Here is a 16,035-nt window from a genome sequence, read left to right on the forward strand (position 1 = left end):
TAGGACTACTCATCTACTCGAACGACCACCACAGTGGCGTCGTCAGACAATTTGCCATAGCGTTCCAGAATGAGATCCGCGAGTTCTTGCGGCGGTTGGCCCTGATGGATCTGGGTATCGAGTGCAAAGCGGCTCGATATGCCATCACTATATACAACGAAGGTATCGCCAAAATTATAGGTATAGGTAAGCTTGAGCAGTTGAGGTAAACGATAGCCCAAGATGCCATTCTTGGAGATGGGTTTAATCGCCTGACTACTATAGACTTGAACGCCAATATTGCCTACTCCAACATAGGTCACCGACCGTTGAAGCAGATTAAGGGTCAGGATACCAATCACCGCGCCACGGGTACTATGGAGGGCGGTATGGGACTGACGGATCAGATCGAGGGGATCAACAGCTAAATGGTTCCGGATTACCTGAGCCGACGCCTCGGCTGCGCGTGCGGCTTCATGCCCACCACCAAGACCATCAATAACGGCAATATGTAAGCCATGGGGATCAAACGGTTCCACCAGAAAAACATCGCCACTCACTGCTTGGCCCTGTTTGGGGCGGCGGACAGCCCCCCAACTAACGCTCATAGATCGACCTCCGCAGTGATTGTAACCACTTCACTGCATAGACACGCGTTCCGATGCCTACCTGCGACTCGATCTGGAACTGGTCGGTAAGGCGACGAACACCTGGCAAGCCTGCGCCCAAGGTATGGGCGGTGCTATAGCCATCCTGCATCGCCAGTTCAATATCGGCAATCCCCGGCCCCTGGTCAATCGATTCAATGGCCATACCCAACCCATAGTCGGAATGTTCAATCCGGCGAAAGATCATCTGGCCACCATTGGCGTGAACCAACAGATTGCGCGCAAGTTCAAGAATCACAATCTCGATTCGGGTACGATCCACCAGTTTAAAGCCCAGGTGTTCGGCCATCACGCGCCCTCGGCTCATTGCCAGATAGACATCAACCTCTTTCCGAATCGGGCAAGTTACTGGCTCCATCATCGGTTGGCTCTGTTCCAACATTCGGTGCAGCGGTTGAATACGAGGATCGTACACTCGGTAGGGATCTATTATAGCATGCCGTTGGAGATTGAACGCCTAGACTCGTGGCTGGCGTAAGGTCGCGCTATCCAAACTGATCGTCACGGGGCCATCGTTGATCAGCGCCACCTGCATATGAGCACCGAAGCGGCCATGGGCCACATCAACCCCAAAACTGCGCAGGCTATCCGCATAGACCTGAACGAGTGGGGCAGCGAGTTCGGGAAGTGCGGCTTCAATGAAACTAGGACGGCGGCCTTTGCGAGTATCGGCATAGAGCGTAAATTGTGAGACGACCAAGGCGGCTCCGTTCAGATCAATCAGTGAGCGGTTGAAGCGCCCTTCAGCATCGGCGAAGATGCGCAGATGGGCGGTCTTTTCGGCCAACAGACGCGCCTCTGCATCACTATCGCCGTGGCCCACCCCTAGGAGAACCAACAACCCGCTCTGGATCGCCCCCACCACCTGGCCTTCCACCGTCACTGAGGCTTGGGAGACCCGTTGAAGAATCGCACGCATACCTATTCACCCTCGATCAGTTGCGCAAAGACGAGGCGCCCGGTTTGGGTCTGGTGCAGACGGATGACACTCACCTCTATCGTCTTACCGATCAGGTGGCGTGCGTCCTCGACAATCACGGGCGTACCATCATCCAGGTAGCCCACCCCCTGTTGGCGGGCATTGCCCTCGTTCCGGATGAGCACGTGGAGGCGCTGATCCTGAACGACCGGAGGCCGAACGGCCTCACTGAGTTGGTTGAGACTTAGGACTTTGACCCCCTGCAAACTTGCCACCCGGTTAAGGTTGAAGTCGTTGGTGATCACGGGACAATTGTACTGGCGCGCCATCGCCACGAGTTTATCATCAACTTTGTTCGTGCCTGCAACTTCAACATTGATAACCTCGATGGGCAAAGGCGACTGTTTCTGCATCGTATTGAGCAACTCCAGACCACGGCGGCCCTTGGAACGGCGTAGTTCATCGTTGGAATCAGCCAGTTGTTGCAATTCCGCCAGCACAAAGCCGGGAACAATCAGCGTACCATCAAGAAAGCCGGTCTGAACCACTGCCGCAATCCGGCCATCAATGATCGTGCTGGTATCGAGAATATAACGATGCGCAGAACCTGCACTCTCGGTACTACTCAACGTGAGCGACGGGCTACTGCGTCGCCAATTGCGCATACTCTCGATAATATCGCGCTTACGGGTGGCAAAGATGGTTACCCCCACATAGGCTCCCACACCAGCAGCAATAATCGGCAAGTAAGTACTGAAGGGAGGAGGGAGGGCCGTGAGCGGAACAGTGAGCAGCACCGCAAAAAAGAGGCCGATTATACTCCCGAAGCCGACCAAAAAGAGTTCGGAGAGCGGGATACTGCGGGAATGATTGATCAGATCCTGGATCGGTTCAATCGTAAGGCGGGGGGTAATCAGCAGGCCCAACCCAGCCCCGGAGAGCATGAGCAACTGGGTAGCCACAAGTTGGAGATCATCGGGACGCGCACTAGAGAGCGAGCCACCAACTGCCCAGCCAACGTAGGCCAACACAAGCATCCCGGCAATACGTACCAAAAAGTTGAGACTAACCTTCATAGAGAGAGTGCCTAGAGGTATGCCGAGCCACACCTCTACTTACGAGCAAGGAGATCAACCACATCTGCTAAGGAACGGGCCGGAACGAGCGTAGTGCCCGTTGGCGGCGTCACTTGCGAGACGGCGGGAAGCACGGCGTGATGAAAACCGAGTTTAGCCGCTTCACTCAAACGACGCTCAATCTGGCTCACACTGCGTAGTTCACCAGAGAGGCCAATCTCACCTAGCAGCACCATATCGGCAGCAATAGGTTGGTTCCGAAATGAGGACGTAATCGCGAGCGCGACAGCAAGATCAGCCGCTGGTTCACTAATCCGCAAACCACCGACAATATTGACATAGATATCTTGATTAAAGAGCGGCATTCCCACACGCTTGGCCAACACCGCTACCAACATCAGCAGACGATTGGGATCAAAGCCATTGGTGGTACGGCGCGGTTGTGCACTGCCGGTATTGGAGGTCAGCGCCTGCACCTCGATCAGCAAGGGGCGGGTGCCCTCCATCATCACCGCCACGGCAGAGCCAGGGCTGCCAGCACTACGTTCAGCCAGAAAGACCGCCGAGGGGTTGAGCACTTCACGCATTCCATCGCCGGTCATCTCGAAGACACCCACTTCGTTGGTGGAGCCGAAACGGTTCTTGACCCCACGCAACAGGCGGTACTGGTGGAAGCGATCACCTTCTAGGTAGAGCACCACATCCACAATATGTTCGAGCACCCGTGGCCCAGCAATCGCGCCCTCTTTGGTGACGTGGCCAACCAGAAAGATTGGGATGTGCAACTCTTTGGCTAGGTGCATCAGGCGCAAGGCTCCCTCACGCACCTGCGAGACACTCCCGGCGGCGCTACTCAACTCCTCCAGATAGACCGTCTGGATCGAGTCGATAATCACCAGCTTGGGGCGCAGTTCGCGGATCTGCACCAAAATAGTATCCAGCGAATTTTCGGAGAAGACATAGAGATCTTCGGCATTCATCCCCAATCGCTCGGCACGCAACTTGATCTGCTGCGCCGACTCCTCGGCGCTCACATAGAGCGCGGGGCCAACATCAGCGGCGAACTGGGATGAGACCTGGGAGAGCAGCGTCGTCTTCCCCACACCCGGATCACCACCGATCAGCACCACCGAGCCAGGAACCAAGCCACCACCGAGGACACGGGTAAACTCGGCCCCCATGATCGGCAGGCGTTGGAAACCGCCCACCGCAACATCGCGCAAACGTTGTGGGCGAACCCCAACCACAGCGCTCTCATGCGCCTTGGCACTCGATGAACGGGTTTCCGTCTGTTCAACAAAGCTGTCCCAGGTGCCACAATCAGGGCACTTACCCATCCAGCGGCTTTGCTGGGCTCCACACTGTTGACAGACAAAGATCGTGCGTGTCTTGGCCATACAGCCATTATACCATTAGGGCTACTGCCCTAAAACCCATGGTTGGGGCTGCACCAGGGCATGTGCAAAGTCACCTCCGGTGGGGTGCGGAGGCGGCTGCGCCGCCCCCGCAGAAATTTTTTGTGGTGTTTTGGCGGCTTCGCCGCCAAAACACCACAAAAAATGGGGCTTGGGGCTGCGCCCCAAGGGCTTTGCACATACCCTACGGTTTATCTACGGCTGCCGCCAAATCACACGAAGCAACTAACGGCTGATAGAGACAGTACTGATGTTCCACCGAATAGTGCAGACTCTGGATCAAGCCAATCCAAGGCACCAGCAGATGGATCAGACCAATCCAGAGGCGCTGCAAGCTCCGCCACTTCAGCAGGGCCGAGAGACTCTGACGGATGCCCTGACTCCAGAACCACTCGGCCAGAATGGCCCCGCCGATCAGATCGCCACAGCGCAGATACTTACCGACGGCTGCGCCTGTGCCCAGGGCATAATTCCAATGATTACGGCGCACCGCCCGCCAATGGCGCCACTGAAGATGATGCAGCACAGCATCCGGCGTATAGACAATGTGCCCACCTGCACGTAGGACGCGATACCCCAAATCACGATCTTCCCATGCGCGTAAGGGGCCACCTGCGCCCAACACTGGATCAAAACCACCTATCTGTTGAAACGCCTCACGGCGGATACCCATACTCGCACCATGGCCAAAACCAAGATTGAGCCGATTCTGCGCATACACCCTGCGCTGGAGCGAGGTCTTCACTGCTGTATCTAACAGACCCCGTTCAGCCCGACCACAGGGATCGCTCGGTGAGGAATAGAGCGGTAACACACGGCCAAAAACAGCCCAGATGGCCGGGTTGAGCAACTCACACGCCATTGTGGCGACCCATTCAGGACTCACCCGGCAATCATCGTCGGTGAACAAGATGAGCGGAGCCGTACCAACATAAGCACCGACATTACGAGCCAGACTCGCACCGGGAAGTTCCTGCCGGAGATAACGCACCCGCTGATCCTCACGTGTATGGCGGGCCACGATATGCTCCGTACCAGGATCATCACTCTGATCAACAATCCAGAGCGTAAGATCGGTATGGCTACTGTGCCGAATACTCATGATTAGAGGCTCAAGGAGTTCGGCACGATTGCGTGTCGCAACCACGATATCAACAGATGGAAGAGGTGCTGCCATAAAAGTTTTTCAAAACGAGGTACTTGGATTGATACGACCTAGCCACAACTATAACCGAAGAGACTCAAAAGAGCGACGGGTATGCGACGGGAACTGAAAAGCTAACAACCCGCCCTCAATCGTCCCCCGGATCAACCAGATGATCCGTCCGAGTACCGGTGGTAGACGTCGGTGGCGCAGGCTTTCGATGATTGGAATGAGGATCATGGCGATCAGCATCGCCATATAGGGACGCAGTAGCCGCCAGTGACCGGAGCAGATCAGTCGGCCATAGGCCGCACCCACCGAAAACATACTATTCCGCATCAGAATACGGTTCTCGGCAAAGGTACGGAAGCCGTGGTGAATAACCCCCACATGGTTGAGGCGATAGATCGGGTAGCCCGCAATAAGGGCACGCAAGGTAACATCAAGATCATCACCATTGCGAAAATGACCACCGGGACCAAAACGGACATCGAAGCCGCCAATAGCCTCGGCTACGGATCGCCGGATCGCCAAACCAGCACCAATACCGACATTCACCCCATCGCATGTGTGCCAGTCGGTCACGTCTTCAATCAAGCGCGCCTGCGGGCTGATGCAGATCGGGACGTAGCCGGTATGGGGATCGTGGGGGCCAGCAATCACATCACAGAAGGTCACGCCCAGATGGGGATAACGCAGAAAGGGTGCCACCATCTCGGCAATCCAATTGGGCGGTACCTCACAGTCATCATCGGTCATCAACACGAGATCGCTATGGCAAAAAGCGAGACCAATATTCCTGGCTGTACTCAACCCCTGGGTTGCCGTATGAATATAGCGCAGACGTGAGTCGCTACAGAACTCAGCAACCGTAGAAGCAGTAGATAGTTCGTTGCTCTGATCAATAATCAGTACGTTGAAGTGAACATAGGTATTCGCCAGTACACTCCTGATTGTCGCACGGATAGCAGCACCCCGATTACGGGTACAGATCAGAACCATCACCAATGGCTGATCAGATGCAGCAGGTTCAGCGTGATCAGGGACAGGAATTATCTGACGATCCATTTGGGGTATTGCTCCATCTCTACACAGCGTGGAGGTTAATAGAGCCAGGAGTGCGAGGCAGCGGCGAGATTCGCAGCCCTTCGAGAAAGCCACGGAGGAGCCAGAAGGCACGCCCTAGCTTGCGTGGCGGTTGCCGGTGGGCGAGATCTTTGAGGGCGGGCATAAGCACCGCAACCTTAAAGACCGTGAGGTAGTGGCGGATGGTGATCCAGTGGCCGCGCCGGATTAATTGCCCATAGATACCACCGATTCCAAACAGATTTCTGCGGGTGAGATGGCGACCCTGCTCATGGGTGCGAAAGCCATAGTGGATTACCCCCACTGTGGTGGTACGATAGATCTGATAGCCCGCCACCAAAACATTCAGCGTGAATTCGAGATCATCACCACTACGAAAGCGGGAACCAGGGCCAAAGAAGGGGCTAAACCCACCGACAGCACAGGCAGCAGCATAACGGATCGCCATACCCGCACCGATCCCAGCATTGACACCATCGCTGGTCTGCCAATCAGCCAGATCTTCGATCAAGAACGAGTGAGGAGCCGTATTGACGGGTACCCAACCAGCCTGCGGATCATGGGGTGCAGCAACCACATTACAGAAGACAATACCAACACGCGGATAGTGTACGAAGGGAGCCACCATCTCGGTAATCCAATCTGGCGGCACCTCGCAATCGTCATCTGTAAGCAGCACTATCTCCGTATTGATCAATGCAAGAGCACTATTTTCAGCTCGACTCTTGCCCTGTGTCCCGACATAGATATACCTCAACCGTGGATCAGCGCGGAAGGTAGCAATTGCCTGTTCTGTTCGCGAGTCACGACTTTGATCAACGATCAGGAGGGTAAAATCAGGGTAATGCGAAGCGAGAATGCTACGAATCGTGCTATTGATCGATTCACCGCGATCACGCGTGCAGATCAAGACCGTGATTGACGGCAAGGAGGGTTGTTGCTGATCGCTTTGCGAGAGATGAATGAGCATTCATAACACCCGTGTAGAATAAATAATCGTACAGAGGTTCAAGAAGTCTCGCTTCTCATAACCGCTGTACGATTACACAGCCAAGCCCATTACGCCAGGGCCGGACTCTCGGCATCTTCAGGTTCTGCCGAACCTGCCGCCTCAGCATCAATCTGGCGCTGGGGGCGCAGGCGTAGCAGATCCTCCTCGGTATCAATAATCACCGCATCGCCATTCACGAAGCGCCCGGAGAGCAGACCCTCGGCGAGCGGATCTTCGATCAGGTTGGTGATGATGCGGCGCAGCGGGCGAGCGCCGAAGGCGGGATCATAGCCACGCTTGGCCAACAGATCAAGGGCATCGCGGCGCACATCAATCGTGATCTGGTGATCTTCGAGTTGCCGCTGCACGCGCTTGAGCATGATCCCAGTAATCTGGTGGATCTCTTCGGTCGTGAGCGGGTGGAAGATGATCGTCGCATCAATACGGTTGAGGAACTCAGGCCGGAAGAGGGTCTTGAGGGCATCATCAACCTTACGCCGCATATCGTTCTGGTCAATATCGTTGGCCGGGCCACCGAAGCCGATGCGCGAGGCACGGCGGATATGCTCAGTGCCAACATTGCTGGTCATGATGATGATCGTGTTGCGGAAATCCACCTTACGGCCCTTGCCATCGGTCAGGTGGCCATCCTCAAGCACCTGGAGCAACAGGTTGAAGGCATCGGGATGCGCCTTCTCGATCTCATCGAAGAGCACGACACTATAGGGCTTACGGCGCACCGCGTCGGTGAGCTGGCCCCCCTCGCCATAACCGACATACCCCGGAGGGGAGCCGACCAAGCGCGAGGTGGTATGGCGCTCCTGGAACTCGGACATATCAATCTTGATCAGCGACTCTTCGGCCCCAAACATGAACTCAGCCAGCGTCTTGGCCAGTTCGGTTTTGCCGACGCCGGTAGGGCCAAGGAAGATGAAGCTACCGATGGGGCGCTTGGGATCTTTAAGCCCCGCACGAGCGCGCCGAACAGCCTTGGAGATAGTAACAATCGCCTCTTGCTGGCCAATCACACGGCCATGGAGGAAGTTCTCCATCTGCATGAGGCGGATCGTCTCATCGCCCTTGAGGCGCGTGACAGGAATACCCGTCCACATACCCACCACTTCGGCAATATCTTCTTCGGTGACATAGGGGCGTTCAACCGTGCGCTCACCACCGGCCTCACCGATTTGGCGCTCGATATCAGCAATGCGGGCGAGCATGCGATCTTCACGTTCGCGCATATCGGAGGCGAGATCGTACTGTTTATCCTCAACAGCGGCCTCACGCTCCTTGCGCAGTGCCTCAAGGCCCCGCAGTGCATCGCGCAGTTGGGGCGGCGTGGCAGAGCGATACATCCGCACGCGGGAAGCAGCCTCATCAATCAGGTCTATCGCCTTATCGGGCAACTGGCGGTCGGGCACATAGCGCGCCGAGAGGGCGGCAGCAGCCTTGATCGCCTCATCGGAGATCTGGAGTTGGTGGAAATCCTCATAGCGTGACTTGATGCCGCGCAGTATAAGAACGGTATCCTCCAGAGAGGGTTCATCCACCATCACCGGCTGGAAGCGGCGTTCGAGGGCGGCATCACGCTCAATATACTTGCGGTACTCATCAAGCGTCGTCGCACCAATCGTCTGGAGTTCGCCGCGTGAGAGCGCGGGCTTCAGGATATTGGCTGCATCGAGCGTGCCTTCGGCCCCACCGGCACCGATAATCGTATGGAACTCATCAATAAAAAGAATACAGCGGGTCTCTTTGATCTCATCAATCACCCGCTTGAGGCGCTCCTCAAACTGACCGCGATACTTGGTACCAGCGACGAGTGCGCCCATATCGAGCGTCACGACGCGCTTGCCCTTGATACTATCAGGAACATCGCCCTGGATGATACGCTGGGCAAGACCCTCGACAATCGCCGTTTTACCAACCCCCGGCTCACCAATGAGAGCGGGATTATTCTTGGTACGGCGCGAGAGAATCTGGATGACGCGCTCAATCTCGTGCTGGCGCCCGATGATCGGATCGAGGCGCCCGGCCTCGGCCATATCGGTGAGATCGGTGCCGAGCGCATCGAGGTAGGGCGTCTTGGACTGGCGCTGGGCAGCGGGCTGCGCGGCGCTGCCACGCTGCTCGGTAGTTCCGGCGGTACCGTGGCGCAGCACGCGCATCACCTGGTTGCGCACCTGCTCCAACGAGACACCCATAATATCGAGGACACCGGTAGCGACACCCTCGCCATTACGCACGAGGCCCAACAAGAGATGTTCGGTGCCGATATAGTGATGATTGAGGCGATTTGCCTCCTCAATCGCGTATTTAATCACCTTTTGGGCACGGGCGGTCAACTCCTGATCATTAACCGTCGCGCCTTCACCCACCCCCACAATAAACTCAACCGCACTGCGCGCCTGAGCCAACTTCACGCCGAGGTCATCGAGCACCCGAGCGGCAATCCCTTCGCTCTCGCGGATCAGACCGAGCAGAATATGCTCGGTACCAATATAGGGATGGTTAAAACTGCGCGCCTCCTCGGTTGCGAGCTGAAGCACCTGCTTGGCCCGCTTGGTGAACTTACTATAGAGGTCAGACATGATATTCTCCGCAGCAACCCCGCCACCTGAAGCGGCGGGGGGGCTCAACTAGGCGTTCTCAGGTTCCTCGTCCACATCCTCAACCGGCTCATCGGGTTCGCGGTTGAGGCGCAGGCTAAGGCCCATGCGTTTACGGGCAGGATCAATGCGAATAATTCGTGCCTGGATCGTATCGCCCTCTGCGATCACCTCTTTGGGGTGCTGGATACGCTCATCACCCATCTCAGAGATATGGATAAGCCCTTCGATCCCATCCTCAATGCGCGCAAACGCACCAAACGAGGCGAGTTGCGTGATCGTACCCTCAACGATCTGGCCAAGCTGATAACGCTCACCGGCCCGTGTCCAGGGTTCGCTCTGGGTGCGCTTAATCGAGAGCGCGATCCGCTTGCGGTCATGATCAACACTGAGGATCGAGACCTGCACCTTATCGCCGGAATGCAGCACTTCAGAAGGATGTTTAACCCGGCTCCAGGAGATCTCAGAGAGATGGACGAGGCCATCAGCCCCGCCGATATCAACAAAGGCACCGAAGTCGCAGACGGAACTGACCGTACCAGTACGCACATCGCCCTCTTTGAGCCGGGAGAGCAGTTCGTCCTTCTTCGTCTCACGAGCCTCTTGCACTGCCTGACGTTCGGAGAGGATCAGGCGGTTGCGGTTGCGATTAATTTCGATAACCTTGAGTTGCAGATCGGTATTGACCATGCGAGCCATATCGGACTGCTTCTGGGTCTCAGGGCCACGACTGATGCCATTGACTTGTGAGGCGGGCACAAAGCCACGCACCCCATCAAGGTTGACCAGCAGGCCACCCTTGTTGTAGTTCACCACCCGTGCGGTGATCACATCGCCCTGCTCAAAGGCCGTTTGGAGCATGCGCCAACTCTTCTCTTGGCGGGCTTTATCCACCGAGAGAATCGCCCGTCCTTCTTTATCTTCAGACTGGACGATGAAGACCAGCAACTCACTGCCGATGCGCAGTGCAGCGCGATCTTCGGCAGGTAGCGATTGCATCTCGCGGGATGGGACAATACCTTCGGCTTTGGCTCCAATATCAACAAGGATCTCGTCCTTGTCAATACGCATAACGGTGCCATCAACCGTATCACCATACTTGAGATTGCGATAATCGTGGGCAGGATCATTGAGGAACTGCTCCATCAGAGCGAGATCCTCTTCATCCATGCCATTGTCACGTGGCTCGGATGCGTATTGCGTGTCGGAGCCAGTAGTGATGCCCTTGCGTTCTTCCATGCGCGTCCCTTACAGCACAGCGGCAGGCGAGGAACCAACGTGCGGCGAACGGGTGATCCGTGAACTGTGGATACCATTATACGCCGACAAAAATCAAAACGCAAGGGATCTACAGGGCAAATATTTGGCGTGCTAATGCACTAAAACCATTTTTTTGGCCTAAAGGCCATTTTTGTACCAATCTGAACTAGTTCAGTCTTCGCGCAGAATATAGCCTGCACCACGCACCGTTTGAATGACCCGCGCACTACCAGCGGCTTCAAGTTTTTGGCGCAAGTAGCGCACATAGACCTCGATAATATTGCTTTCACCGCCAAAATCATAGCCCCAGACGCGATCATAGATCACCTCGCGGGTGAGGACTTGGTTGGGGTGGCGCATAAAGAGATCGAGGAGATCATATTCTTTGGCGGTGAGATCAATACGGCGATCCCCAATCCGCAGTTCACGCGCAGCCGTATCGAGGGTGAGATTCGCAAAACGCAGGATATCGGATTGCTGGGCCGACTGGCGGCGGCGCAACTGGACGCGGATGCGCGCCAACAATTCAGCAAAGGCGAAGGGCTTGACGAGGTAGTCATCGGCACCTGCCTCCAGGCCCGTCACACGGTCGGGGATGCTATCGCGGGCAGTGAGGATGATGATTGGCACATCGGAGGCCGCCCGCAGGCGGCGTGCGACCTCAACCCCATCAATACCGGGGAGCATCAGATCGAGCACCACCAGATCGTGGGGTGCCTCGCGAGCAAACTCCAAGCCCTGGGGGCCATCGTAAGCGACCGAGACTTGGAAGCCCTCTAGGATCAGCCCACGGCGCAGGTAGTTGGCGATCTCTAACTCGTCTTCAATGATGAGGATTCGCTGTTGCATGGATTGATTGTAGCATAATTGGGTACAATTAAGGAGCGCCTAGACGGCGGCTGCCGTAAAAATCTACTGGGCTGCGCCCAGAAAAGAGCTTGTTGGGGTGTGTTTTGGCGGCTTCGCCGCCAAAACACACCCCAACAAGCAAGGTTTTTTCGGGGGACTGCGGCCCCCGAAGCCCCCGCTGCGGCTGCACATGGGGCTACGTTCTGCCCTCCCACCAAAGGAGTTCCAACTATGCCCCACCTCGCGTTCATCTACCCAGAGATGTTGTGGCTCCTGGGGCTGATCGGCGGCATCTGGGGTCTCGCGCTGCTCACTCCGCGCCACCTGCGTACCAGGCGCTTCTGGATGAGCCTAGGGTTGCGCAGCCTGATCGGATTGGCACTGGTACTGGCGTTGGCGGGGGTGCAGGTGGTATTGCCGGTACGCCACCTGACCACGGTCTTTCTGCTGGATGGGAGTGATTCGCTCTCGCCGACAGTACGCGCCCAGGCCGAGAGCTTCATCCAAGCCGCGCTGGTAGCGATGCCGGAGGGGGATCAAGCGGCGATTGTGGTGTTTGGGGCTGCGCCACTGGTGGAGCGATTACCGAGTATGACGCGCCAGTTGGGCCGGATCAATGCGGTGCCAGACGTGAGCCAGACCGATATTGCTGCGGCCATCCGGTTGGGGGTGGCGCTCTTCCCCGCCGAGAGTGAGAAGCGGCTGGTGCTGCTCTCCGATGGTGCAGAGAATAGCGGGGTGGCTCAAGAGGCGGCGAGCTTCGCGCTGGCCCGCAACATCCCGATCTCGTTTGTGGATCTGAGCCTGCCCAGTGGGGATGCCGAGCTCCTGATCGCGGAGGTGGCGCTGCCCAGCCAAGTACGGGTGGGGCAGATTGCGCACATCACGGCGAGGATCGAGAGTAGCGTGGCCCAACGCGCCTATGTGCGGCTGATCGGTGAGCAGGGCGTTCTGGTTGACGAGATCATTGATCTCGAACCAGGAAGTACGATTGTGCCGTTTGAGGTGCGCGTAACCGCGAGCGGCTTCCAACGCTTACGGGTGCAGGTGCAGGGGGAAGCGGATGGGCGGGTGCAGAATAACGAAGTCGCCGCGCTCATCCATGGCCATGGGCCGCCCCAGGTATTGATCGTGGCGGCGCAAGCCGATGAGGCGCGAGCACTGGCCGACGCCCTCGCCGCCACTAACCTTGTCACCGAGGTTCGTGCGCCAGCCGCGATGCCCAGCGACCTCAACGGGCTGAGCGAGTATGCTGCGGTCATTCTGCTCAACACCCCGGCACACGCCTTACCAGATGGGGTCATGGCGGCGCTAGAGATCTATGTGCGTGATCTTGGGCGCGGGCTGTTGATGATTGGCGGCGACCAGAGCTTTGGGGTTGGTGGCTACCGCGATACGCCGGTAGAGGCGGCCTTGCCGGTCTTTATGGACGTGCGCGACCGCGAAGAACACCCGGATCTGGCGCTCGTCTTTGTGATTGATAAATCGGGCAGTATGGAGGAAGCGGCGGGGAGTGTGCGCAAGTTGGACATTGCCAAAGAGGCACTGATGCAGGCGATTGCGCTGCTGCGCAGCGACGATCATGTAGGCATCATCACCTTTGACAGCCAAGCCTTTCCGACCCTGCCGATCACCCAAGGAGTAACGGAGGAGGAGGTCTTACGGGCCATCGTAGGGGTAGCGGCGGATGGTGGCACGAATATTGGGGCTGGGTTGAGCGAAGGGCAGCGGATGCTGGCAGGCGTAGAGACCAAGATCAAACACATGATCCTGCTTACCGATGGCTGGGGCGAGGGCAACGACCAGATTGCGCTCGTTGAAGCGATGCGTAGCCAAGGGATCACCCTGAGTGTGGTGGCCGCCGGCAGCGACACGGCGGAGGAGTTACAGCAACTGGCAACCATAGGCGGTGGGCGCTACTACGTCGCCGAAGCGATGCAGGCCGTCCCACAGATTCTAGTTGATGAGACGATCATGGTGGTTGGGGATGGCATTGTGGAGCGGCGGTTTGTTCCGATTGCCACCGAAAGCAGCCCGATCATGGCCGGGATCAGCAGCGTGCCAGCACTGTATGGGATGCACGGCAGCAGCCTCAAAGCGACGGCGCGGCTGGTACTGATGAGTGACGAGCAGCAACCAGTATTGGCGATCTGGCAGTATGGATTAGGGCAGAGCGCGGCATGGCTGAGTGACACCAGTGGGCGCTGGGCCAAAGACTGGATCACATGGAGCGAGTTCCCGCGCTTTGCGGCCCAGATGGTGGGGGAGATCCTCCCCAACCAGAGCAGCGAGATGATCCGCAGCGAGGTGCTCGTAGCAGGCGGGGAGACCACACTACGGCTGGATAGCAGTGGAATGAGCGTGAGCAATCTGGGCGTCACTGCGACGCTGATTGACCATGCGGGCACGCAGAGTAGCCTCACACTCAACCAGGTCGGCCCGTACACCTACCAGACCCGCTTGGTCAGCCCGCCACCCGGCACCTACCTCGTGCAGATCGCGGTCACCCAGGCGAACCAGGTGGTGATGCGCGAGACCTTGGGGTTGGTGGTACCCTACGCCGCCGAGTACCGCGCTGGGCAGGGCAACCTAGCGTTGCTAGAAGGATTAGCCGCACGCACCGGAGGCGAAGCGATCAGCGACCCAGCAGCGGCATTTGACCGGGTCGAGAGTGGCGTCACTGCGGCCCATGAGCTGGGACAAGAATTGATGATACTGGCGTTAGTGTTACTACCGGTAGACATCGGAGTACGACGCTTGGTACGGAGCAAGCGGGGGATGAAGCGTGAGGAACCTGAAGAGGATCGGGCACGAGAACGTTTAGCTGAGGCGCGGCGGCAAGCGGCGGCACGCATACGGGGGCGCGAGGAGTAGGGGCGGCGCATCGCCCACCATGCGGCCTGGGGAACACAGACTATATTGGTAGGCGATGCTTCGCCCCTACGCACATTTGTTAAAATATGGTAAAATAAAAACGGTACAATATCAGGCAAGCCAACACCTATGGATCTGCGTGAATCCGAACAAACCAGATACCGGCGCATCTGCCAGATCCTTGAGCAACGGGTTGCACAGTACCCGGTGGCACTAGCGGCGGCATGTCGCCCACTACTGGGAGCATTTCTAGCGGCAGAGTTTAGCCACTGGGCAGCACTACTTCCAACGTGGCTACATGATCTGATCCCGCTTGACGAAGTACAACGCGAAGAGCTAGGCAGTGCCAACCTCTGGTTGGCATGGTACGCGGGGCTTTTTGACGGGATACTCGATGGTAGTGTACCAACCCATGCGCTCCCGTGTACACAACAAGCGCTCCTAGAGAGCCTCGAAACCTACCGGAACCTAGGGTTAGCGGGAACAGCGGCGTGGGATGTCTTGATGGCCCAAGCGCTGGAAACAGCCGACGCATATGCCCAGGAGGTCGCAACACGGGGCGAATCATTGGCCGAGTTGAGCAGCGAGCAGCTAGCGATATGGACCCCGAATCTATTGATGCAGCGGGCTGCTCCATTCAGCTTTAGCCTTGAGGCCCAACTCCAGTTCCATGGATCGAACCAGAGTGATCCGCGTTACACACCGATCAATACGGCACTACGCTGCCTGACAGCGGCACGCCAGATCGCGGATGACGCCTCGGACTGGATTGACGACCTGCGGCGTGGCCACCTGAATAGCGTTTCAGCACGGTTGATCACTGCGTTTCGGGAGCAGCACACCAACCCGACCTACCGGCTGGATATTGAACAGTTGGCCGGGTTTGAGATCAGCGCAGAGCATGTCTGGGAAGCGATTGAAACCGACTATCACCATCTCTGCCAGAGCGGAGGGCAAGCGTTGGCACCATTCGGAACCTGTCGGCTACAGCAAATTATTCTGGAGCAGACCGAGCGCGGGAGTGCGGGATGGCAACGAATCCGAAATCGGCGGGCCAACATGCGTCAGATATTTACTATTTCGGGTAGTAGTCCGTAAATTAAGTTTCCAGGTCTTTTTGCGACATAGCACTACCCACCCGCTCACCTTGAACGCCCGCAACGGG

General features: G+C 57.2%; 13 protein-coding genes. 2 read left to right on the forward strand and 11 right to left on the reverse strand.

The window, feature by feature from the left end; all coding sequences use genetic code 11:
• Positions 1-5 precede the first annotated feature (5 nt).
• The 11 genes from EKD03_RS04465 to EKD03_RS04515 all read right to left on the reverse strand — a co-directional run bounded on the left by EKD03_RS04465 (position 6) and on the right by EKD03_RS04515 (position 11,996).
• Positions 6-587: a SpoIIE family protein phosphatase gene (locus tag EKD03_RS04465; RefSeq protein WP_129628007.1), complete on the reverse strand. Its 582-nt coding sequence runs from the start codon at positions 585-587 to the stop codon at positions 6-8.
• Positions 577-1,062 (reverse strand): anti-sigma regulatory factor, encoded by a 486-nt coding sequence (locus EKD03_RS04470; RefSeq protein WP_238613385.1) that lies wholly within the window; start codon positions 1,060-1,062, stop codon positions 577-579. Before EKD03_RS04470 ends, EKD03_RS04465 begins: the two co-directional genes overlap by 11 nt.
• Positions 1,063-1,104: 42 nt before the next feature.
• Positions 1,105-1,566 (reverse strand): D-aminoacyl-tRNA deacylase, encoded by a 462-nt coding sequence (gene dtd / locus EKD03_RS04475; RefSeq protein ID WP_129628009.1) that lies wholly within the window; start codon positions 1,564-1,566, stop codon positions 1,105-1,107.
• Between the two features lie 2 nt (positions 1,567-1,568).
• The gene (locus EKD03_RS04480) at positions 1,569-2,642 is read right to left on the reverse strand and encodes a PIN/TRAM domain-containing protein (RefSeq protein ID WP_129628011.1); all 1,074 of its coding nucleotides are present in this window, start codon (positions 2,640-2,642) and stop codon (positions 1,569-1,571) included.
• A 35-nt stretch (positions 2,643-2,677) separates the two neighbouring features.
• The gene (radA, locus tag EKD03_RS04485; protein WP_129628012.1) at positions 2,678-4,039 is read right to left on the reverse strand and encodes a DNA repair protein RadA; all 1,362 of its coding nucleotides are present in this window, start codon (positions 4,037-4,039) and stop codon (positions 2,678-2,680) included.
• Between the two features lie 202 nt (positions 4,040-4,241).
• Positions 4,242-5,234 (reverse strand): glycosyltransferase family 2 protein, encoded by a 993-nt coding sequence (locus EKD03_RS04490; RefSeq protein ID WP_129628014.1) that lies wholly within the window; start codon positions 5,232-5,234, stop codon positions 4,242-4,244.
• Positions 5,235-5,282: 48 nt separating this feature from the next.
• Positions 5,283-6,269, reverse strand: a complete 987-nt coding sequence (locus EKD03_RS04495; protein WP_238613387.1) for a glycosyltransferase family 2 protein — start codon at positions 6,267-6,269, stop codon at positions 5,283-5,285.
• 19 nt (positions 6,270-6,288) lie between these two features.
• On the reverse strand, positions 6,289-7,257 hold the full coding sequence (locus tag EKD03_RS04500) for a glycosyltransferase family 2 protein (RefSeq protein WP_238613388.1): 969 nt from the start codon (positions 7,255-7,257) through the stop codon (positions 6,289-6,291).
• A gap of 89 nt (positions 7,258-7,346) precedes the next feature.
• A complete protein-coding gene (locus EKD03_RS04505; protein ID WP_129628016.1) occupies positions 7,347-9,869 on the reverse strand; it encodes an ATP-dependent Clp protease ATP-binding subunit in 2,523 nt (840 codons plus the stop codon).
• A gap of 48 nt (positions 9,870-9,917) precedes the next feature.
• A complete protein-coding gene (rpsA, locus tag EKD03_RS04510; RefSeq protein ID WP_129628018.1) occupies positions 9,918-11,126 on the reverse strand; it encodes a 30S ribosomal protein S1 in 1,209 nt (402 codons plus the stop codon).
• 192 nt (positions 11,127-11,318) lie between these two features.
• Positions 11,319-11,996, reverse strand: a complete 678-nt coding sequence (locus EKD03_RS04515; protein WP_129628020.1) for a response regulator transcription factor — start codon at positions 11,994-11,996, stop codon at positions 11,319-11,321.
• Between the two features lie 231 nt (positions 11,997-12,227).
• Here EKD03_RS04515 and EKD03_RS04520 point away from each other — a divergent pair, with 231 nt between their 5' ends.
• Together EKD03_RS04520 and EKD03_RS04525 are read left to right on the forward strand one after the other, a co-directional pair.
• Entirely contained in the window at positions 12,228-14,870 is a 2,643-nt protein-coding gene (locus EKD03_RS04520; RefSeq protein WP_129628022.1) for a VWA domain-containing protein, read from the forward strand.
• A 129-nt stretch (positions 14,871-14,999) separates the two neighbouring features.
• The gene (locus EKD03_RS04525) at positions 15,000-15,968 is read left to right on the forward strand and encodes a hypothetical protein (RefSeq protein WP_129628024.1); all 969 of its coding nucleotides are present in this window, start codon (positions 15,000-15,002) and stop codon (positions 15,966-15,968) included.
• The last annotated feature ends 67 nt before the right edge of the window (positions 15,969-16,035 follow it).

Origin of the sequence: Candidatus Oscillochloris fontis, from assembly GCF_004138135.1 — a bacterium.
In the GTDB taxonomy this organism is placed as follows: Bacteria; Chloroflexota; Chloroflexia; order Chloroflexales; family Chloroflexaceae; genus Oscillochloris; species Oscillochloris fontis.

What these genes read in the sequence shown, in the direction of transcription:
- EKD03_RS04465 (WP_129628007.1), bottom strand. Translation starts at nt 587, where the DNA reads ATGAGCGTTAGTTGGGGGGCTGTCCGCCGCCCCAAACAGGGCCAAGCA.
- dtd (WP_129628009.1), bottom strand. Translation starts at nt 1,566, where the DNA reads ATGCGTGCGATTCTTCAACGGGTCTCCCAAGCCTCAGTGACGGTGGAA.
- EKD03_RS04480 (WP_129628011.1), bottom strand. Translation starts at nt 2,642, where the DNA reads ATGAAGGTTAGTCTCAACTTTTTGGTACGTATTGCCGGGATGCTTGTG.
- radA (WP_129628012.1), bottom strand. Translation starts at nt 4,039, where the DNA reads ATGGCCAAGACACGCACGATCTTTGTCTGTCAACAGTGTGGAGCCCAG.
- EKD03_RS04490 (WP_129628014.1), bottom strand. Translation starts at nt 5,234, where the DNA reads ATGGCAGCACCTCTTCCATCTGTTGATATCGTGGTTGCGACACGCAAT.
- EKD03_RS04495 (WP_238613387.1), bottom strand. Translation starts at nt 6,269, where the DNA reads ATGGATCGTCAGATAATTCCTGTCCCTGATCACGCTGAACCTGCTGCA.
- EKD03_RS04500 (WP_238613388.1), bottom strand. Translation starts at nt 7,257, where the DNA reads ATGCTCATTCATCTCTCGCAAAGCGATCAGCAACAACCCTCCTTGCCG.
- EKD03_RS04505 (WP_129628016.1), bottom strand. Translation starts at nt 9,869, where the DNA reads ATGTCTGACCTCTATAGTAAGTTCACCAAGCGGGCCAAGCAGGTGCTT.
- rpsA (WP_129628018.1), bottom strand. Translation starts at nt 11,126, where the DNA reads ATGGAAGAACGCAAGGGCATCACTACTGGCTCCGACACGCAATACGCA.
- EKD03_RS04515 (WP_129628020.1), bottom strand. Translation starts at nt 11,996, where the DNA reads ATGCAACAGCGAATCCTCATCATTGAAGACGAGTTAGAGATCGCCAAC.
- EKD03_RS04520 (WP_129628022.1), top strand. Translation starts at nt 12,228, where the DNA reads ATGCCCCACCTCGCGTTCATCTACCCAGAGATGTTGTGGCTCCTGGGG.
- EKD03_RS04525 (WP_129628024.1), top strand. Translation starts at nt 15,000, where the DNA reads ATGGATCTGCGTGAATCCGAACAAACCAGATACCGGCGCATCTGCCAG.